Source organism: Gordonia sp. N1V (genome assembly GCF_029269935.1).
Taxonomy (GTDB): Bacteria; Actinomycetota; Actinomycetes; order Mycobacteriales; family Mycobacteriaceae; genus Gordonia; species Gordonia polyisoprenivorans.
Genome location: NZ_JARJDD010000013.1, coordinates 14,251 through 34,135, shown reverse-complemented (window position 1 = coordinate 34,135; position 19,885 = coordinate 14,251). Strand labels below are relative to the sequence as shown.

Below are 19,885 nucleotides of genomic sequence, written 5' to 3'. Positions count from 1 at the left end.
TCGACGAGAGGGCGAGAACCGAGGATGAGTGCAGCAGGTGTCGTGGTGGTCGGTGCGGGACTCGGGGCCATCCGCCTCGCAGAGAACCTGCGCACCAACGGATACGAGGAGCCGATCACACTGATCGGCGCCGAGCCCTACGCCCCCTATGATCGGCCGCCGCTGTCGAAGACGGTGCTGCTCGGCAAGGACGACCGCGTCGAGCTCAAGCCGGCCGAGTTCTACACCGAGTCGTCGATCACCCTGCGACTCGGTCAACGGGTCACCGCCGTCGACCCGCAGGCCGCAACCGTCACCGTGCATGGCCCCGATACCGACGCCACCCAGAGCGTCCCCTACGACGTCCTGGTGCTCGCCACCGGACTCGCCCCGCGGGCCTTCCCCGGTGCCGAACACCTTGCGGGCGTGCACACCCTGCGCACCTTCGACGACGCGGTCGCCCTGCGCTCGGAGATCGACGGTGCGCAGACCGCCGTCGTCATCGGTGCCGGCTTCATCGGCTGCGAAGTCGCGTCGAGCCTGACCGAGCGCGGCGTGCGGGTCTCGCTCGTCGAGCCGGCGCCGACCCCGCTGGCGCAGGCGCTCGGTGAACCGATCGGGACACTGGTGGCCCGGATGCACACCGCCAATGGGGTCGATGTTCGTGCGGGTATTGGGGTTTCGGAGATCGTCGGCGACGACTCGGGTGCCGTGCGGGCGGTGCGTCTGGCCGATGGCACCGAACTGCCCGCCGACATCGTCGTCGTCGGCATCGGCTCGATCCCGGTCACCGACTACCTCGAGGGCTCGGGTATCGGGTTCGCCCCGCGTGAGACCGGTGGTGGGATCGCCTGCGATGCCGTCGGAAAGACCAGCGCACCGCACGTATACGCGATCGGGGACGTCGCCAACTGGGCCGACGGGACGCCCACCGCGCGTCGTGTCGAGCACTGGAATCACACCGTCGAACAGGCTGCGGTCGTCGCCCATCAGATCGCCGGCAGTGCGGGCGCGCCGATCACCGCCGCGGTGCCCTACTTCTGGAGCGACCAGTTCGCGGTGAAGATCCAGGCACTCGGGCATCCGCGCGCCGACGACGACGTACACATCGTCACCGACGACGGCACGAAGTTCCTGGCCTACTACAGCCGCGACGGAATCCTCACCGGGGTGGTCGGCGCGGGCAAGGCGGGTCCGGTGATGAAGACGCGCCCCAAGTTGCAGACCCCGACACCGGTCGCTGACCTTCTCTGACCGCGCGGTCGCCGTGGATTCCGTTGCCGCGCAGGTGATCGCCGCGGTCCGCGAGCTCGGCGACCCAGAGCGGGCGGCGGGTATCGCGCGTTATCTGCAGGCTCGGCCCGGTGGTTACGGTGAGGGCGACGAGTTCGTCGGGGTAGCGGTGCCGCAGTTGCGCGCGCTCGCCCGTCGCCGGCGCGGCATCGACCGCGGTGCGGTGGGCGAGCTGCTGAGCTCACCGGTCCACGAGATCCGGTTTCTCGCACTACTTCTCATGGCGCAGGAGACCGCGTATGCCGACGACGCCGACGCTCGCGCGTGGGTCGGCGACTACCGCCGGGCCGTCGACGACGGGTATGTGAACAACTGGGATCTCGTCGACACCTCGGCCGCACCGGTTCTCGGACGCTGGTGTGTACGGATCGGTGACTACTCCGCGCTCGTCGACCTCGCCGCCGACGAACGGCTGTGGCACCGGCGGGTCGGTATCGTCGGCACCCACGCCCACCTGCGCGAGGGCGATGCCCGCCCCACGCTGGCGGTGGCGCCGCTCGTCGTCGACGACCGGCGTGACCTCATCCAGAAAGCGCTGGGTTGGATGTTGCGCGAGATGGGCAAGCGCGTCGAGAGGTCAACGCTCACCGACTATCTCGACGAGCATGCGGCGTCGATGGGACGCACCGCACTGCGGTATGCGATCGAGCATCTCGATCCCGCGATGCGCGCCCGCTACCGCGCGTTGCGGTGAGTCGCGCGGGCCGTCCGGCACCGATCCCTCAGACGCCCTCGGCTTCGTGGCCCTTCCACTGCCGCAACATCCGTTCGCGCAGATCGTCGTAAATCGGCGGCGAACGCAATAATTCGGCGACGATCATCGTCGCGGCCCCCGCGGCGAGCACCGACACCGCGACCGAGGTCGTCGAGGTCATCTCCATCACCAGCACCGCACCGGTGAACGGCGCCCGGACCACGGCGGTGAAAAACGACGACATGCCCACGATCATCAGTGGCAACAACAACTCGTGCCCGTAGCCCGGCGAGACCAGATCGATCAGCCGCGAGGAGATGAGACCGGTCATCGCGCCGAGCGCCAGCATGGGGGCGAAGATGCCACCCGGCGTGCCCGCCGAATACGACACCGGACCGGCGACGAAGCGGATCGCCAGCAGCATCACGATCGCCCAGAAGGCCAGATGCTGACCGGACAGGATGTTCTGCGTCAGATCGTCACCGCCGCCACCGAGATCGGGGTCGATGGTCAGCACCGCCCCGATGACCGCTCCGATGATCGCGGCCTTCACCGGGCCGGGCACCCGCCCAATGGCCGCGAAGCCACTCAGACACGCACGGATCAGCCAGTTGTAGACGACGCCGAGCAGCCCGACCACGACGCCGAAGACGACGAACACCGGAAGTGAGGACAACGCAACGGAATTGACCTGCGGGACGACGAAGTCGGGATGGTTGCCGACGATCAGGCGGCTGCACACGGTGCCTGCGGCGACCGCGGCCATCGTCCAGAGGACGTAGCGCACCTTGACGGTCTTGGCGATCTCCTCGATGCAGAACAGGGTGCCGCTGATCGGTGCGTTGAATGCGACGGCGAGCCCGGCGCCTGACAACGTGGTCTGCAGAACCCGGATCTCGCGCAGGGTGGCGCGGCACACGCGTCCGGTGAGCGCGCCGATGGCGGCGCCCATGTGCACCGTGGGGCCCTCTCGACCGAGGACCATCCCGCCGACGCCGATCGCCAGCAAACCGCCGACGAAGCGGGCCGGGATGACCGCGGGCGGCGGTGGTGCGGCCTCGCCGCGTTCGACGGCCTCCACATGTTGGATGCCGCTGCCGGACGCGCGCGGTTCCCATCGGGTGATCAGCGCTGCGATGAGCGCCGCGGCGGCCGAGATCACCACGGGTATCAGCCAGGCGGCCGGGCCGTGATGGTGGGTCCAGTCGATCAGGTCGGCCCGCAGGTGATCGGCGCGGATCAGCAGCCACCGGAATGCCCCGCCGACCAGGCCGGTGATCGCACCGGCGATCGCGGCGACGATGGTCAACCAGACGAGAACCCGTGCACCGGTGTCCTCTTCGGGCGTTTCCGGTGTGAGATCAGGTGAGTCCGGCGCCGTCACGCGTCGTCACCGGGCCGTTGGTGATCACCGGGCTGGGTATTTCGGGTCGCGGACACCGATCCACGGTAGATCTCGGTCGGGTGCACGGTCGCGTCCAGGGGTGGCCGACGGCGTTCTCGATCGTCAGGACGCGCGGAACACCTTGATTGCCGCGGCGATCATCGGGAACTGCAGTGGCAGCCGGCCGAGGGCGATCGCCTTGTAGATCGCCGGCTTGTGCCACCACAGCCGGACCATGTTGATGTTGGCCGGGTACACCGCGACGAACAGTGCCGCGGCCGCAGCCGCGGACGGCTTGCGGGTGGCCGGGACGAGAAGTCCCACGCCGAGGGCGACCTCGGCGACACCGGACGCATAGGTCAGCATCCGCGGGTCGGCGGGGATCTCCTCGGGGATGATCTCGTCGAACGGCTTCGGCGCCACGAAGTGCAGGGTGCCGATGGTCAGCAGCATCCCGGCAAGGGTGCGGGCGAGCTGGATGGGGGACAGGCGTGAGAGCACGTCAGAACTCGATTCGCAGTCGGTCGGAAGTCGGATGGGCCTGACACCCGAGGATATAGCCGTCGGCGATGTCCTCGGGATCGAGCGCACCCGCGTTGTCCATCTCGACGGTTCCGTCGGTGAGAGTGCATGCGCACGAACCGCATTCACCCTCCTGGCACGAGTACGGCGCATCGAGTCCGGCCTCGAGCATGATGTCGATCAGGGTGCGTTTGCGGGGCCAGGTCAGCTCGTGGGTTTCGCCGTCGAGTTCGACCTCCACCGTGGCGGCGTCGGCCTGCTCCTCGGCGCTCACCTCGTCGAGGACGACGTCGGCGAAGGGATCACCGGAGAGTGAGTTGTAGACCTCGGCGTGCACGTCGTGGTGGGCGAAGCCCGCGGTGTGCAGCGCCTGGTGCACGGCGTCCATGAAGGGGCCGGGGCCGCACATGTAGGCGGCGTGACCGCGGAAGGCGCCGAAGATCGTCGCCAGGGACTGCGCGCGGGGCAGGCCCTGCAGCGTCTCGAGCCAGTGGATCAGGACCAGCCGGTCGGCGTGCGCGGTCTGCAGCTCGCGCAGTTCGTCGGCGAAGATGACGTCCTCGGCGCTGCGGTTGGCGTAGAAGAACACGATGGTGCCGCTCCCCGACGCCAGCGCGGTCTTGAGGATCGACATCACCGGGGTCACTCCGCTGCCCGCGGCGATCAGCAGGAGCGGTTCGTCGACCGACCGCGGGGTGAACACCCCCGACGGCGGCAGCACCTCGATCTGCGAGCCCGCGGAGAGGTTGTCGCACACCCAGTTCGACCCGTAGCCGTCGACGGTGCGCTTGACCGTCACCTTGGGCAACTCGTCGCGGGCGGGGGAGGAGGCCAGCGAATAGCAGCGGGCCACCGACCCGGTCTGCTCACTCGGGATGCGCAGGGTGAGGAACTGGCCCGACTTGTACTGGGTGAACGCCTCTTTGGCCGTGTCGGGGAGTTCGAAGACGATCGACCGTGCGTCGTGGGTCTCGTCGATGACCTCGGCCACGGTGAGGATCACGCTGCGCGAGCCGTGGGGCGTCAGTTCGGTCGTGTCCGATCCGGTCATGGCTCAGGTCTCCTGGCGTCGTCGAAGGTGTAAGAGTCGAAGGTGCGAAAACTAGAACACGTTCTACTTTGAGCCTAGCCTAGATGTCGGGCTGTCGACACCGGCAAGGCGATCGGTTCCAGGGTAGAGGGCGGTCTGTGGCGGCGGTGTCGCCGGTATTTCCTCGACGGCGCCCGGTATCTCGCCGACAGCGATCGAGTCGCGGGGCTGGCTCGGCGAACCCGTCGATCGCGAACCTCGGCATCGAGGACCACACGAGCGCCGCCGAGTCGGTGGCGGGATCTATCGCGTGCGATGAGCACTCACAACCCCTGCAGCCCAGCGGCCAGCGTCGCGCACCCCGCGCGGATGAGCGCGTCGAGGTCGGCGTCGGGATGGGCGAGCCATTGTTCGTAGGCGGCCAGGGCGGTGCCCAGGCACAGCCAGCCGATCGTCTGCGGGAGGTGATCGCCCTCGTCCAGGCCGAGCCGGTGGGCGCAGAACTCGGCGATGACGTGGCGCCAGTCGGCGTACATCAACATCGAATGTGCTTGCAGGCTCGGCACTCCCAGGAGTAGCTGCATGCGTCGGCGGTGGCCGTCGAGGAACTCCGCGGGCACCTCGTTGAAGGCGATCAGCGCCCGGGTGACGGCCTCGGCGATGGGGAGGTCGTCGGGGATCTCGGCGAGCAGTGCGCGCAGGTCGTCGAGGTGGACGTCGAACTCGCCCCACGGGATCGCGTTCTTCGACGGGAAGTACCGGAACAGTGTGCGCCGCGCGATGCCGACGGCCTCGGCGATGTCGTCGACGCTGGTTTCCTCGAAGCCGACGGTGGTGAACAGGTCGATGGCGGTCGCGCTGATCTGTGCGCGGCTGGTGCGCGGACGCCGGCCCGGCGCCGTCGCGTTCTCGGTCGTCATCAGACCTCTCTCACCAGGTCGGTACCTGTCCGTTTGGTCAATTTTCGGCTGGGGGGTGCAATTCTGCACCCGGTGCCATTATAGTGATCGGTGATCCACATCACTACCCGAATATTAGGAGGTCTGGATCATGGCCGATCACACAGCCAAGGCAGCTCAGGACGTGTCGGTTCCCGCCGACGTCGAGACCGAGCTCGTGGGTGAGTCCCTCGTCGAAGAGGTCTCGATCGACGGGATGTGCGGGGTTTACTGATGTCCACCCCGACATCTGCTCCGGTTGCCGGCGACCGCGACTCCGCGGTCGCCGGTGACCGGCGCGACACCCCCGCCACCCTGTCCGCATTCGATCTCGACGCCGCCTGGGAGCTCAACCCCAAGGTCGCACTACGCCCGGAACCCTTCGGGGCGTTGCTGTATCACTTCGGTACCCGCAAGCTCTCATTCCTCAAGAACCTGACCGTCGTCGGGATCGTGCGCTCCCTCGCCGAGCATGACGACGCCGAGACCGCCCTGGCTGCTGCCGGGATCGGAGCCGCCGAGCGTGCGCTGTATGTGCACGCGCTGACCGCCCTGGCCGACTCCGGGATGATCGTCCGCCGCTGACGGACGCATTCCTCCACCGTCCACCACCGCTCCTCGAGCCCAAGGAGACCCGAAGATGACCACACTCGAGTTGCCGCCCACCGCAACCGAACTCGCCGCCATGCCGACGCTGCAGCCCAGTGCGCCCCCCAAGGTCGGGCGTCTGGTCGATCAGTTCGAGAAAGGGCTCGACGCCCCGATCTGCCTGACGTGGGAGCTGACCTACGCCTGCAACCTGGCATGTGTGCACTGCCTGTCGTCCTCGGGTAAGCGCGACCCGCGTGAGCTGTCGACCGAACAGTGCAAGGCGATCATCGACGAACTGCAGCGCATGCAGGTCTTCTACGTCAACATCGGTGGCGGGGAGCCGACGGTGCGCCCGGACTTCTGGGAACTCGTCGACTACGCCACCAGCCACCAGGTGGGAGTCAAGTTCTCCACCAACGGTTTACGCATCGACAAGAAGGTCGCCGCGCGGCTGGCCGCGTCGGATTACGTCGATGTGCAGATCTCGCTGGACGGTGCGACCGCGGAGGTCAACGACGCCGTGCGTGGCCCCGGCTCGTTCGACATGGCCGTGCGCGCGCTGGAGAACCTCCACGAGGCGGGATTCGCCGACGCGAAGATCTCGGTGGTGATGACACGGCAGAACGTCGCGCAGCTCGACGAGTTCAAGGCTCTCGCCGACCGCTACAACGCCACTCTGCGCATCACCCGGCTGCGCCCGTCGGGCCGCGGCGCCGACGTCTGGGACGACCTGCACCCGCTGCCCGAACAGCAGCGCGAACTCTACGACTGGCTCGTCGCCCACGGCGAGAACGTCCTCACCGGCGACTCGTTCTTCCACCTGTCGGCGTTCGGCGGGACCGGCGGGTCCGGCCTGCCCGGGCTGAATCTGTGCGGCGCGGGTCGCGTGGTGTGCCTCATCGATCCGGTCGGCGACGTCTACGCCTGCCCGTTCGCGATCCACGAGAACTTCCTCGCAGGCAACATCACCACCGACGGTGGCTTCCAACAGATCTGGCAGAAATCGGACCTCTTCACCGAGCTCCGTGAGCCACAGAACGCCGGAGCCTGCACGCGCTGTGCCCATTTCGACGCCTGCCGCGGCGGCTGCATGGCGGCCAAGTTCTTCACCGGACTGCCGCTGGCCGGACCCGACCCCGAGTGCGTGCAGGGATACGGCGAAGAGCTGCTGGCTGGTGAGCGCGCCAAACCGACTGCGAACAAAGACCATTCACGCGGTACCCCGTTGACATTGATGACCCGGCAACCCGACGGGGAGATCACCCCGATCGGTGGCCCGCCGTCGAAGAACTGTGATGAGAACCCGTTGGCGGGATTCGCCCTGTAATACCCCGCGTGGCGGATCGTCGAGCACCCGGGCCGGGCGCCCGGGTGACTCGATGCTGCGACGAACAAGTAAAGAAAATAGGTAGGAACACACAATGGTCACCAATCCCTGGGCCCGCAATCCCTGGTTCGAAACCGTTCACGAAGCGCAGCGCCGCGCCAAGAAGCGACTGCCGAAATCGGTGTACTCCTCGCTGATCGCCGGCACCCAGGCCGGCGTGACGGTGCGCGACAACGTCGACGCGTACTCCGAGATCGGGTTCGCCCCGCACGTGATCGGCGCGCAGCCCGATCGCGAACTCTCCACCACCGTGATGGGCCAGGACCTGTCGTTCCCGGTGATGATCAGCCCCACCGGCGTACAGGCCGTCGACCCCGACGGCGAGGTCGCGGTGGCGCGTGCCGCGGCAGCTCGCGGTACCGCAATGGGCCTGTCCAGCTTCGCGTCTCATCCGATCGAAGAGGTCACCGCGGTCAACGACAAGATCTTCTTCCAGATCTACTGGCTCGGTAGTCGCGACGAGATCCTGGCGCGTGCCATGCGCGCCAAGGAAGCCGGCGCGAAGGGTCTGATCGTCACGACCGACTGGGTGTTCAACATCGGTCGCGACTGGGGCAGCCCGGAGATCCCGGAGAAGGTCGACTTCAAGGCTCTCCTGCGCTTGGCGCCGGAGATCGCGGTCAAGCCGCGCTATGCGATGGACTGGATTCGCGACGGCAAGATCATCATTCCCGACCTGACCGCGCCCAACGTCTCCAAGGGCAAGGGACAGCCCGGACCGACCTTCTTCGGTGCCTACGGCGAGTGGATGAGCACCGCCCCGCCCACCTGGGACGACTTGCAGTGGCTGCGCGAACAGTGGGGCGGACCGTTCATGGTCAAGGGCGTCACCCGCCTCGACGACGCGAAGCGAGCCGTCGACATCGGCGCGACCGCGCTGTCGGTGTCCAACCACGGTGGCAACAACCTCGACGGCACCCCCGCCACCATCCGTCTCCTGCCGGGCATCGCCGAGGCGGTCGGCGATCAGATCGAGGTCCTGCTCGACGGCGGCATCCGCCGCGGCAGCGACGTCGCCAAGGCACTCGCGCTCGGGGCGCGCGCGGTGATGATCGGTCGCGCCTACCTGTGGGGCCTGGCGGCCAACGGTCAGGCGGGCGTCGAGAACGTCCTCGACCTGCTCCGCATGGGCCTCGACGGTGTGGTGATGGGCTTGGGCCACAAGAGCGTTCATGAACTCTCGCGCGATGACCTGATCATCGGTGAGGACTTCGATCGCTCCTTCGGCAGCATCTGAGCGAATCCGAGTCGGAAGAACGCCGCAGAAACAGGGCTCGGAAGAACGCCGCAGAAACAGGGCTACGAAAGACAGAGCGCCGCCGGTTCCCGCCGGCAGCGCTCTGTTGTTCGCCGACGGCGCCCTGCATCCCGCCGACGGCGCTCAGACCTTGGAGTTTCCCATGTCGATCTGGAACTGCGAGCCGGTGACCGCGCGCGCCTGCGGTGAGGTCAGATAGAGCACGGCGTCGGAGATGTCGTCGAGCGAGGCGACCGGGAAGTGATCCATCATCGAGATGAAATACCGTGTGTACTCGCCCATCTCGAAGATCTTCATGGCCGAGGTGTCGGCGATGCCCATCGGCGTGTTGACGGCGTAGGGGTGGATCGAGTTGACGCGGATGCGGCGCGGGGCGAGTTCTTTGGCGGTTGTCTGTGCCAGTCCGGTGAGTGCGTACTTCGACGCCGAGTACGCCGCCTGGACGGGCATCGCCTTGAGCCCGGCGACCGAGGAGATGATGACGATCGAGCGGTTCTCTGCGTCGGTCTCCAGGAGTGTGGGAATGGTGGCGCGCAACGTCTTCCAGGTGCCGACCACATTGACGTCCAGGACGTCGGTGAATTCGTGTTCGGAGAGCTCCCAGGTGAGTCCCCACGAGAGGATGCCCGCGTTGGCGATCACATGATCGAGGCGGCCGAATTGCCGCACGCCGTCGGCGACGAGCTCCTCCTGGAACGCCAGATCTCGTGTATCCCCCTGACGTGCAAGGATTTTGCCGCCGGCTTCCTCGACGAGGCGAATCGTCTCGTCGAGATCGTCCGGCGTCGACGCCGGGTAGGTGATGTGGTCGGCGACCTCGCCGGCGATGTCGAGTCCGATGATCGACGCACCCTCACGGGCGAAGCGGAGCGCGTGATTACGCCCCTGGCCACGGGCGATGCCGGTGATGTAGACGACCTTGCCGTCGAACTGTCCCATGAGGAAAAACTGTAACACGTTCTATTTCGGCGAGGTGGGCTACCGGGAGAAAGCGCTGTCGGCGTTGGGACGGGCGCCGTCGGCACGACCGAAGGCGCTGTCGGTGAACTGGAGGGCGCTGTCGGCGTTGAGATGGGCGCTGTCGCGACGACGCGGGGCGCCGACGACATCGTCGGCGCCCCACGTCGGACGGAGGAGGTGCGACCCGGTCAGTCGGTCCAGATGGTCGACGGATCGGTGGCCTGGCGGGCCGGTCCGCTCGGCGTCTCCGGCGAGGTGCGCGAGAAGCGCGGTGCCACTTGTGCCTGCATGACGCCGTCGATCTCGAGGAGGTTGGCGCGGGCCGACATGTGCGGGTCGGTGGGGGCCTCGGCGAAGCTCAGTACCGGTGAGGTGCAGGCGTCGGTGCCGTCGAAGACCTTGGCCCACTCGTCGCGGGTGCGCGAGGCGAAGGTCTCGGTGAAGACCTTCTTGAGCTCCGGCCATTTCGCGATGTCGTTTTGCTCCGGCAGGTCGGCATCGGCGAGTCCGAGCCCGTTGAGGAGTGCGGCGTAGAACTGCGGCTCGATCGCTCCGACGGCCATGTACTTGCCGTCGGAGGTCTCGTACACCTCGTAGTACGGGGCGCCGGTGTCGAGCATGTTCACCCCGCGCTCGTCCGACCACAGCCCGGTGCCGCGGAAGGCCCACATCATCTGTCCCAGAACGGAAGCGCCGTCGACCATCGCGGCGTCGATCACCTGGCCGCGACCGGAGAACTGTCGTTCGAAGAGTGCCGAGAGCACGCCCATGACAAGGAACATCGAGCCGCCGCCGAAGTCGCCGGCGAGATTGAGCGGGGGCACCGGACGCTCGCCGTGACGGCCGATGGCATGGAGCAGGCCGGTCAGCGAGATGTAGTTGATGTCGTGGCCGGCGAGCTCGGCGCGCGGCCCTTCCTGGCCCCAGCCGGTCATGCGGCCGTAGACCAGGCCGGGGTTGACCTCGGCGAGATCATCGGGCCCGAAGCCGAGTCGTTCCATCACGCCGGGCCGGAATCCCTCGAGAATCACGTCGGCCTTCGCGATCAACCCGAGGATGGTGTCGCGGTCGGCCGGGTCCTTGAGATTGGCCTCGACGACGCGACGCCCGCGCAGCAGCGCGTCAGCATTGCGGCCCTCGGCCGGAAGTGTGCCGGGACGCTGCACCCGGATCACGTCGGCGCCGAGGTCGGCGAGCATCATCGCTGCGTGCGGGCCCGGACCGATACCCGCGAACTCGATCACGCGCAATCGATTCAGCGGTCCGCTCTTACCGCTGGTGGGTGTCGAATCTGCTGTCATGGACGTCCTCCCTCGAATGGCGTCGACCTTGTTGTGCCGACTGGTGCCGACCGTGTTCTGCGACACATGCTGCGATCCAGGATTCCACAACCGATCGAGCGCTCGTCCAAGCGGGTCCGAACAGGGGATCTCGGTCCTGCAATTGCTGACGACCGGTTACCCCGAGGCGCTGCGCCCATTAGACTTGGCCGAATGGTGCGAACGGCGAGGTTGGGGCAATATGCATGGCCGCAAGTGACGCCCGCCGAACTGACCCTTCTCGTTCCGATCGGTTCCGTCGAACAGCACGGGCCGCATCTCCCGCTCGACACCGACACCCGCATCGCCGTCGCGGTGGCCACCGCCGCACGCTCGGAATTGACCGCGGATGCCCCGGTTGCGGTCGCACCGGAAATCGCTTACGGAGCCAGCGGTGAGCACGAGGGTTTCGCCGGGACGATCTCGCTCGGGCAGCAGGCGCTGACGGACCTCCTCGTCGAATTCGGTCGCAGTGCGTGTCGCTGGGCGCGGCGGATCGTCTTCGTCAACGGACACGGCGGCAACGTCCCCACGCTCGCCGCGGCGGTCGCCAGATTGCGCTATGAGGCGCGCGACGTGGCCTGGTATCCGTGCGCGTTCGCCGACGCCGACGCTCACGCCGGACACACCGAAACCTCAGTGCTGCTTCATCTTTCGCCGGAGTTGGTGCGGAACGACCGGATCGAGGCGGGTAACCGTGAGCCGATCGGCGCGTTGATGGGGCCGATGCGTGCCGGTGGTGTCGCCGCGGTCAGCGAGAACGGGATACTGGGCGATCCGCGAACGGCGAGCGCCGAGCACGGTGCGCAGCTCCTCACGCGTGTCGTCGACGATCTGACGCGGGCGCTCGGCGAGTGGGCCGTCGACGACGGGGGGAGACTGCGGTGACGACGACCGAATGGGTCGCGCAGAAGATGCCCGCCCCGAGCGATTCCGGATTGCCCGACGGTTTCCAGATCCAGATCGATCTGCGGTGCGCACGTCGCGGCGATCTGCGCTACCTCGTCGGCGGGTCACCGACGCGCATGCTCCGACTCAGCGACACCGCGCTCGGTCTCACCTCCGCCGACGGCCGCATCGAGGTGTGCAACACCGCGACGCGCACGCTCTCGCGGACGCTGCTCGAGACTGGCATCGCTCATCCGCGGCCCATGTCGGGGCCCAAGCCCGACGACGTCACCGTGGTGATCCCGGTGCGCGACAACCAATCCGGCGTCGACCGGCTCCTCGACGCGGTGGCCGGTACCCGGGTCATCGTGGTCGACGACGGCTCGGCCGTCCCCCTCGTCGCGCAGGCGCCGCTGGTGCAGGTCATCCGATTCGAGTCCAACCGCGGCCCGGCAGCAGCCCGCAACGCCGGCGCTGCGGCGGCCACGACGGACTTCGTGGCCTTCCTCGACTCTGACGTCGTTCCCGAGCCGGACTGGCTGGTGATGCTGCTGGCGCACTTTTCCGATCCGCTGGTGGCGCTGGCCGCTCCCCGGATCGTCGGCTTGTCGGCCCGACGCGGTGAACGCCAGTCGATGGCCGAACGCTACGAGAACGGTCACTCCTCACTCGACATGGGGCCCACCGAAGCCGCCGTTGTCCCCGGTACGCCCGTACCATATGTGCCCAGTGCGGCAATGATCGTGCGGCGCAGTGCTTTTTGCGGATTCGACGAGAATCTCCGGGTGGCCGAGGACGTCGACCTGTGCTGGCGACTGCACGAGGCGGGCTGGCGGATGCGCTACGACCCGGTGGCCCGGGTGGCCCACGACCACCGCACCAACCTGCGGCAGGTGTTGTCCCGTCGCCGCTACTACGGCACCGGGGCGGCGTTCCTGGCTCAACGGCACGGCACGCTCGCCGCGCCGATGGTGATGACGGCGTCGATGGCGCTGGCGGTGGCGGCCTTGTTGTCACGAACCAAGTTCGGACTCGTCCTGGCCTTCCTCGTGCTGGCCCGCGTGGCCCATCGATTGCGGGCGCGACTCGGCGACCTGCCGGACGCGCCGGTGGCCGCCGCGCAGATGACCGGCCGCGCGGCCGGATACGGACTATTGCAGGCGGCCGGTGCGATCTGTCGACATTATTGGCCGGTCGCAGTCCTGTTGGCGTTGATCTCCAAGCGATTTCGGATACTCGTCATCGAGGTGGCCATCGCCGAGGGCCTCATCGAATGGGTGCGCGCCGTCCTCGCCGACACCACGCGCGGGCCCGCGATCGGCCCCGTCGCCTATCTGATCTGCCGTCGTCTCGACGACCTCGCCTACGGCGCGGGACTGTGGGAAGGTGTTGTGCGTCAACGCGATCTCGGCGCGCTTCGGCCCGTCGTCACGCGCTGACCGCCGAACCAAGGTGATGGGGACGCCGGTGGACGAGACGTCGGTGGCGGGTGAGCTTCCCCGACGCGCAGACGTCGTCATCGTCGGCGCCGGCAGCGCCGGGTCGGTGCTGGCCGACACATTGAGCCGCGACGGCACCCGATCGGTACTCCTGCTCGAGCAGGGGAGCGGCTGGCCCGACGCCGCGGTTCGCGATCTCCGAACACTGCCGATCAGCGCGTCGTCGGGGTTCGTGACCGTCCACGACGCGCCGCCCGGCCAGACCGTGGTCCGCGGGCGCGGGCTCGGCGGGTCCTCGGCGATCAACGGTGGATACTTCTTGCGGTGGCATCGCGACGATTTCGCCGGGTGGCCCACCGGCTGGGGCGTCGACGACGTCGAAAGGGCCTACCGCGAACTCGACGAGACCGACGGCCCGATGTCGGTGCATCCGTTCGGCGAGGACGATCTCGGGCCGGCCGCCCGCGCCTTCGAGCGATTCTGGTCGACGCGGGTACCGGTCCGCGACGTCACCGACCGGTGGCCCATCATCGGTCTCAACCGAGTGCTGGGCAACAACGAACTGCTGGACAACAACGCAGTGCTGGGCAACAGCGCCCACCGACTGCGCACGACCTCGGCGGAGGCATTTCTCCGCCCGGCTCTCGCACGTCCGAATCTCGTTGTGAGAACCGGCATTCGGGTACACGAGATCCTGATGGCGGGACGCCGGGCAACGGGCCTGCGGGTCACGGGTTCGTTGGGCACGGGGTCGGTGGGCACCGACATCGCCTGCGACGAGGTGATCCTGTGCGCCGGAACACTCGGTACCGCAGGAATCCTGCTGCGCTCGATCCCGGAGGTGATCGGGCCCTCCGGCGTACTCGTCGCCGGCGAACACCGTGAGGTGCTCGTCGGATACCGTAGGCGTTCGCCCGACGACCTGCGGCCGCTACTGCCGACCGTGGTGCACACCGACGATGGTATCGAGATCCGTTGCTACTCCGATGATTTCGAGCGGTATGTGACCGGGTCGGCCGGCGGCTCGCAGGCCGTGGGGGTCTGCGGGATGCTCCAGGCGGGCCCGGCGCGGCTCACGTCGGCGTCGGGAGGCTCGGTACGCGTACGGTTCGGCAACCTCGACGAGTCGGTGGCGGCCCCGTTGTGGGCCACGGCGTCGGACGTGGTGGACATGTTGGCGTCCGCCGAGTTCGACGACGTGGTGGTGCCCGATTCGATCTCGGTCGATCCGGTGATCCGCAGTTCGCAGCACGCCTTCGGCAGCCTGCCGATGGGCGTCCGCACCGACTGGCTGGGTGGGGTGGTCGGCGTCCGGGGCCTACGGGTGGTGGACGGCTCGATCCTGCCGAGTCCGGGCCGCAGCGGACCGCACGCCACGATCATGATGACCGCGCGCCGGATCGGTGCGGCGCTCGCGGCGGGGTACTGACCGCACCGACCACGCCCTGCGCCCCGAACACACTCTGCGCACCCGAACACATTCCGGGAAAGTAGCTCGTCGATCCCGGGAACCTTTGTGCACCGGCATCCGACCACTCTTGCGGCTCGACTACATCTGACGGACGAGAGGCGGGTGGCGAACTGGCCGCTACCGTGGCGATCACCGGCGTGTTCACGCTGTGCGCGGTGATCTACCTCATGCGTGCGTGGCACTCGCCGACCCCACTGACCCGATTTGCCGGAATTCTGCACGTCCTGATGGCCGTCGCGATGATCGCCATGGTCTGGCCGTGGAGCGCGCAGGCGGCACCGATCGTGTCGGTACTCGTGTTAAGCGGTGGCGCCCTGTTCTTTGCCCATCGCGTGGTCGTCGACGCCGATGCGACGCGACGTCACCTGCTGGTGGGTTCCTACGACGCGGCCATGATGGCGTCGATGGTGGTGATGTCGGTGCTGATGTCGGTACCGGCGACGGTGAGTTCCGGCTCGGCGGAGGCGAACTCGGCCCAGGGTTCGATGCCCGGTATGGGCTCGATGAGCGGTATGGGCGTGCCGGGTACCGCGGGCTGGGCGCAGCCGACCGGTGTGACGGTGATCGCCGCGGTCTGTGCGGCCGCCTATTTCGCCGCCGCACTGTGGTGGTTTTACGCGTTGATCCGTGGACCCGCGCGCCCGTGGGGTGAGGTGCTGATGGCAACCGGGATGGGCGTGGCATTCGCCGTCCTGATGTGAGACCCCGGTGCAATCGTCACCGGAATAGTGAAATCACGAGGGAACGAGGATATCGATGGTGAGAAGACGAGCGGCGTTGGTGCTCGCCGTGGCGGGAACCGTGGTGGCGCTGATGATCGGCCTCTCCGCGACGGCGTCGGCGCACGTGAAGGTGTCGGGAATCGACGCCACCGAGGGCGGATACGGCGTGTTGACCTTCCGGGTGCCCACCGAATCCGACACCGCATCGACCACCGAACTGGCGGTGACCTTCCCGGACGACACCCCGATCATCTCGGTGTCGACGCAACCCAAGCCGGGATGGACGGTGCAGGTGGTCAAGAGGAGCCTGCCCACGCCGCAGAAGGACGACGACGGCAACGAGATCACTCAGTATGTCTCCCAGGTGATCTGGAAGGCGCAGACCCCGCAGGCCGCCATCGCGCCGGGGAGCTTCGACACATTCAGCGTGTCGGCGGGACCGCTACCCGACAAGGCGACGCTCTCGTTGCCCGCCCAGCAGACCTACAGTGACGGCACCGTCGTGGACTGGAACGAGAAGGCGGTCTCCGGTCAGGCCGAGCCCGAGCATCCGGCGCCCGTGCTCTCCCTCGCCGCCGCATCCGGTGGACACACGAGCGATCAGTCGATGTCGGACGACTCGAGTTCGTCACCGTCGTGGCCGGGTATCGCCGGATTGGTCATCGCGATCACCGCCCTGCTGGTCGGGGTGGCCAACCTCGCGCTGATTCGCAAGGGGCGTTCATCGAATTGAGGTGGCGCAGCGCACTCCTGGTGTTCGCCGGGGTGGTGTGTGCGTTGGTGATGGCCACTCCCGGGCTGGCCGGCGCACATGCCACCTTGGTCTCCAGCGTGCCCGCCGACGACTCGCGAGTCGCCAATTCGCCGTCACAGGTGGCGCTGACCTTCGACGAGAACATCAGCGTGGGAGCCGATCCCGCGCGTGTCATCTCGGCACAGGGTGATCGCGTCGACACCGGCACGCCGCACCTGACCGCGGCCGGCAACACCCTGGTCATCCCGGTGCGCCCCGATCTGCCGGCCGGAAGCTATTCGGCCACCTGGCGAGTCATCTCCGCCGACACCCACGTGGTCACCGGGTCCATCGTGTTCGGCGTGCGGGCCGATCCCGGGGCGCCCGCACCGGCGGCACCGCCGGTCGCCGCCTCGGTCACCGCACTCGATCGCGCATCGCAGGCGCTGCTCTACGCGGGCCTGGTGGGCAGTGTGGGTCTCGCGGTGGTGTCGCTGATGCTGTATCCGGGAACGTTGGCGCTGAAACGATTCCGGTGGACGGTGGCGCCGAGTTGGGTTCTGGCGGTGCTGGCCTGTGCGGGTACGGTACTCGTCCGGGCTGCAGAAAAGGCAGATGTCGGTGTGGGCCAGGCGCTCTCGGGATCCGTACTCTCCTCCGGTCTCGACGGTGGCGATACGAGGGCGGTGCTCATCAGATCCGCCCTGGTCGTGGTGCTCGGGCTGGTGCTGTTCGCGACCCCACGCCGGCGAGTCCCAGAAGCGTTGAGCGCAGCGCTGATCGGGGCCTGCGGGCTGGGTGTCGCCGTCACCGTCGCCGCAGACGGCCATGCGTCGGTGGGGGATCTGGTATGGCTGGCCATGCCGGTCACCATCCTGCACGTGGTGGCGATGACGCTCTGGCTCGGCGGACTGCTCTCGATGGTGCTGATCCTGTTGTCCGGCAACCGCTCCCGCTTTCCGGCCACAGTGGCATCCAAATCAGTGGCATCCGAACCGGCGGCACCTGAACCGTCGGCACCTGAGCTGCTGACACCTGCCGTGTTGCACCGCTGGTCGAGGTGGGCGTTCACCATGGTGGTCGTCCTGGTGCTCTCCGGGGAATTCCAGGCGTGGCGGCAGATCTGGCCGGTGCAAGCGCTGTGGGACACCACCTACGGTGTCGTGCTGCTCGTCAAGTCGGCTCTCGTACTGGCGATGCTCGGCCTGGCGGCATACGCGCGTCGTCGCCTCGGCCTCAGCCGTCTTCGGCGTTCGATGCCGCTCGAGATGGCATGCGGCATCGCCGTCCTCGTCGTCACCTCCGTCTTGGTCACCGAACCGCCCGCGCGCACTACCTACGGTCCGCCGGTGCAGGTGGCGGCCCCTCTCGACGACGGCTCGGCACAGGTGTCGGTATCGACCACGCGCCGCGGCCCCACCGTGGTGGACGTGACCCTCGATGACGGTCACGGGACGCCGATCCGGGCCCGGTCGCTGCGCGCCACGTTGTCCTCGGAGTCGGCGGGGATTCCGTCGTTGGCGCTGAGATTCGTTCCGGCCCAATCGGACACAACGGACACCGGCTCGCCCGGGTCGGCCCGCTGGCACAGCGTTGCGGCGTCGGTTCCCGTCGCCGGTGCGTGGACGTTGACGCTGACCGTGCAGTTCAGCGACACCGATGCGCGGGTCACCACCGTCGGGTTTGTGGTCTGGTGATCGCCCGGTCTGTTGGTGCCCTTGCGATGGGCCCCGCATGGTGAGGTCACCGCGCGGGGGTGCGCGTTCCGGCAGTGGAACCCGACCTCGCCGAGCACGGGGGAAGTGGGAAGTCAGATCAGCGTCGACCAGTAATCCCAGAAGTGCACACCGATCGCGACGATGATGATCGCGTACCACAGCGGCAACAGCACCCACAGCCAGCCGCGAAGGTCGCGGGCGCGTGGTGAGTCACCGAAAAGCCTTCCGGCGCTGAGGATCAGCAGGATCGGCGTCAGCGTCCACACCACCATGCAGTAAGGGCACAGCGCGTTGATCCGGTAGATGCTCTGGAAGGCGAGCCAGTTGACGAAGACGAAACCCAGGGCGAGCCCGAGTGTTTGACCCGCCCAATACCACCGCGGCAGCCAGACGCGGGCGGTGGTGAGCACGCCGGTCACGATGATCACCGAGAAGGCGGCGATACCGATCAGCGGATTGGGGAACCCGAAGACACGAGCCTGCTCGGTCACCATCACCGAGCCACAGGACAGCACCGGATTGATGCTGCAACTCGGCACGTACTCCGGGTTGATGAGCAGTTCGATGCGCTCGATCGTCAGCGTCGCCGCCGAGATGAACCCGAGGACACCGAGAATCAGGATCACGATGCCGGTCGCGGTGGACACGTCGGGGCGCTGAAGCCACCACGGCCGGTCATCGGTGATCACGTCATCGGTGATCACGTCGGCGGCGATCAGCTCGTCGTCGGGCGGTTCGACCGCCGGTGCCTCAGGGTCCGGGGTGGTGCCGGAAGGAGAGGTGGTGCTGCTCATTGCTGGTCGCTTCGTCTCGGGGTGGATTTACTGTGCGGTGCCGGCGGCCTGATTGATCTGGGCGAGGAAGGCATCGGGCCCCAGCTGGATGTTGAAATCCTGACCGTTGATCTTCACCGTTGGCGTTCCTTGGACCTGGGAGGCCGTGGTCTCCTGACCGACCCAGTTCTTGAACTGGCCGTCGGAGATGCACTCCTTGACGTTGGGTGCGCCCGCTTGGTTGGCGAAATCAGCGAGCTGATCGTCGGTCAGACCGGACCCGTTCTCCTCGGGCTGATTCGCGTACAGGATGTTGTGGAACTTGAGCCAGATGGCGAAGTTGTCGGCGCCCTTGGTCGCCTCGGCCACACACGCCGACGCATTGGCTGCGCGGGTGGAGTAATTGGTGCTCGACATCCGGTCGAGGATGGCCACCGGCTGATAATCGATGGCGACCTTGGGATTGCTGCGCACCTGCGTCAGCGCGTCGCTGTAGACCTGCTCGAACTGCTTGCAGACCGGGCACTGGAAGTCCTCGTAGATCTGCACGGTCACCGGCGGGGTGGTGCCCTTGGGCGCGGTGGTGACGCGGAACGAGCTGTTGGTCGCGACCGACGGCGCGGTCGCGTCACCCGTGGAGGACTTGTTGGTGAGGATCACCGCGACGGCGACGATGACGGCGATGACGACGATCGCAACACCCGCCCCGATCTTCATGAAGAGCGAACGGCGCCGTTCGGCGGCTCGCGGATCGACGATCGGCTTCCGGCGTTTGTCTGCCACTTT

20 protein-coding genes are annotated in these 19,885 nt (G+C 67.5%); 12 read left to right on the top strand and 8 right to left on the bottom strand.

Features of this window, described 5'->3' with window-relative positions:
* Positions 1 to 24: 24 nt before the first annotated feature.
* Positions 25 to 1,233, top strand: a complete 1,209-nt coding sequence (locus tag P3L18_RS17210; protein WP_276114760.1) for an FAD-dependent oxidoreductase — start codon at positions 25 to 27, stop codon at positions 1,231 to 1,233.
* A 37-nt stretch (positions 1,234 to 1,270) separates the two neighbouring features.
* Positions 1,271 to 1,966 carry a DNA alkylation repair protein gene (locus tag P3L18_RS17205; protein ID WP_276114824.1) on the top strand — a complete coding sequence of 232 codons (696 nt, stop codon included), beginning with the start codon at positions 1,271 to 1,273 and terminating at the stop codon, positions 1,964 to 1,966.
* A 28-nt stretch (positions 1,967 to 1,994) separates the two neighbouring features.
* Here the strand turns inward: P3L18_RS17205 and P3L18_RS17200 are convergent, their stop codons facing one another.
* The 4 genes from P3L18_RS17200 to mftR form a co-directional block, all read right to left on the bottom strand.
* Positions 1,995 to 3,350 (bottom strand): ClC family H(+)/Cl(-) exchange transporter, encoded by a 1,356-nt coding sequence (locus tag P3L18_RS17200; protein ID WP_276114759.1) that lies wholly within the window; start codon positions 3,348 to 3,350, stop codon positions 1,995 to 1,997.
* Between the two features lie 123 nt (positions 3,351 to 3,473).
* A complete protein-coding gene (locus tag P3L18_RS17195) occupies positions 3,474 to 3,851 on the bottom strand; it encodes a DoxX-like family protein (protein ID WP_006367868.1) in 378 nt (125 codons plus the stop codon).
* 1 nt (position 3,852) lies between these two features.
* Positions 3,853 to 4,923, bottom strand: coding sequence for a ferredoxin--NADP reductase (locus P3L18_RS17190; RefSeq protein ID WP_014361022.1), 1,071 nt, complete (start codon positions 4,921 to 4,923; stop codon positions 3,853 to 3,855).
* Between the two features lie 302 nt (positions 4,924 to 5,225).
* A complete protein-coding gene (gene mftR, locus P3L18_RS17185) occupies positions 5,226 to 5,822 on the bottom strand; it encodes a mycofactocin system transcriptional regulator (RefSeq protein WP_006367870.1) in 597 nt (198 codons plus the stop codon).
* 130 nt (positions 5,823 to 5,952) lie between these two features.
* Here mftR and mftA point away from each other — a divergent pair, with 130 nt between their 5' ends.
* From mftA to mftD, 4 genes are all read left to right on the top strand, one after another.
* Positions 5,953 to 6,075: a mycofactocin precursor MftA gene (gene mftA, locus P3L18_RS17180; RefSeq protein WP_006367871.1), complete on the top strand. Its 123-nt coding sequence runs from the start codon at positions 5,953 to 5,955 to the stop codon at positions 6,073 to 6,075.
* Positions 6,075 to 6,425, top strand: a complete 351-nt coding sequence (gene mftB, locus P3L18_RS17175; protein WP_079930696.1) for a mycofactocin biosynthesis chaperone MftB — start codon at positions 6,075 to 6,077, stop codon at positions 6,423 to 6,425. Before mftA ends, mftB begins: the two co-directional genes overlap by 1 nt.
* Positions 6,426 to 6,480: 55 nt before the next feature.
* The gene (mftC, locus tag P3L18_RS17170) at positions 6,481 to 7,758 is read left to right on the top strand and encodes a mycofactocin radical SAM maturase (RefSeq protein ID WP_006367873.1); all 1,278 of its coding nucleotides are present in this window, start codon (positions 6,481 to 6,483) and stop codon (positions 7,756 to 7,758) included.
* A 94-nt stretch (positions 7,759 to 7,852) separates the two neighbouring features.
* A complete protein-coding gene (gene mftD / locus P3L18_RS17165) occupies positions 7,853 to 9,055 on the top strand; it encodes a pre-mycofactocin synthase MftD (RefSeq protein ID WP_006367874.1) in 1,203 nt (400 codons plus the stop codon).
* A 144-nt stretch (positions 9,056 to 9,199) separates the two neighbouring features.
* Here mftD and P3L18_RS17160 read toward each other — a convergent pair whose 3' ends face one another.
* Both P3L18_RS17160 and P3L18_RS17155 read right to left on the bottom strand, forming a co-directional pair.
* Entirely contained in the window at positions 9,200 to 10,015 is an 816-nt protein-coding gene (locus tag P3L18_RS17160) for a mycofactocin-coupled SDR family oxidoreductase (protein WP_079930695.1), read from the bottom strand.
* Between the two features lie 209 nt (positions 10,016 to 10,224).
* Complete coding sequence (locus tag P3L18_RS17155; RefSeq protein ID WP_276114758.1) at positions 10,225 to 11,337, bottom strand: CaiB/BaiF CoA-transferase family protein; 1,113 nt, start codon at positions 11,335 to 11,337, stop codon at positions 10,225 to 10,227.
* A gap of 192 nt (positions 11,338 to 11,529) precedes the next feature.
* On the opposite strand from P3L18_RS17155, the gene mftE reads away from it, so the two are divergent.
* The 6 genes from mftE (at position 11,530) to P3L18_RS17125 (ending at position 18,305) form a co-directional block, all read left to right on the top strand.
* Positions 11,530 to 12,243: a mycofactocin biosynthesis peptidyl-dipeptidase MftE gene (mftE, locus tag P3L18_RS17150; RefSeq protein WP_276114757.1), complete on the top strand. Its 714-nt coding sequence runs from the start codon at positions 11,530 to 11,532 to the stop codon at positions 12,241 to 12,243.
* Positions 12,244 to 12,269: 26 nt separating this feature from the next.
* A complete protein-coding gene (mftF, locus tag P3L18_RS17145) occupies positions 12,270 to 13,682 on the top strand; it encodes a mycofactocin biosynthesis glycosyltransferase MftF (protein WP_253194052.1) in 1,413 nt (470 codons plus the stop codon).
* A gap of 16 nt (positions 13,683 to 13,698) precedes the next feature.
* The gene (gene mftG / locus P3L18_RS17140) at positions 13,699 to 15,111 is read left to right on the top strand and encodes a mycofactocin system GMC family oxidoreductase MftG (protein WP_276114756.1); all 1,413 of its coding nucleotides are present in this window, start codon (positions 13,699 to 13,701) and stop codon (positions 15,109 to 15,111) included.
* Between the two features lie 164 nt (positions 15,112 to 15,275).
* Positions 15,276 to 15,854: a DUF5134 domain-containing protein gene (locus P3L18_RS17135; protein ID WP_276114755.1), complete on the top strand. Its 579-nt coding sequence runs from the start codon at positions 15,276 to 15,278 to the stop codon at positions 15,852 to 15,854.
* A 55-nt stretch (positions 15,855 to 15,909) separates the two neighbouring features.
* Positions 15,910 to 16,608, top strand: a complete 699-nt coding sequence (locus P3L18_RS17130) for a YcnI family protein (protein ID WP_014361013.1) — start codon at positions 15,910 to 15,912, stop codon at positions 16,606 to 16,608.
* Positions 16,605 to 18,305: a copper resistance protein CopC gene (locus P3L18_RS17125; RefSeq protein WP_276114754.1), complete on the top strand. Its 1,701-nt coding sequence runs from the start codon at positions 16,605 to 16,607 to the stop codon at positions 18,303 to 18,305. Before P3L18_RS17130 ends, P3L18_RS17125 begins: the two co-directional genes overlap by 4 nt.
* 113 nt (positions 18,306 to 18,418) lie before the next feature.
* Here P3L18_RS17125 and P3L18_RS17120 read toward each other — a convergent pair whose 3' ends face one another.
* Together P3L18_RS17120 and P3L18_RS17115 are read right to left on the bottom strand one after the other, a co-directional pair.
* On the bottom strand, positions 18,419 to 19,120 hold the full coding sequence (locus tag P3L18_RS17120) for a vitamin K epoxide reductase family protein (RefSeq protein ID WP_276114753.1): 702 nt from the start codon (positions 19,118 to 19,120) through the stop codon (positions 18,419 to 18,421).
* 27 nt (positions 19,121 to 19,147) lie between these two features.
* Positions 19,148 to 19,882 (bottom strand): thioredoxin domain-containing protein, encoded by a 735-nt coding sequence (locus P3L18_RS17115; RefSeq protein ID WP_014361010.1) that lies wholly within the window; start codon positions 19,880 to 19,882, stop codon positions 19,148 to 19,150.
* Between the last annotated feature and the right edge of the window lie 3 nt (positions 19,883 to 19,885).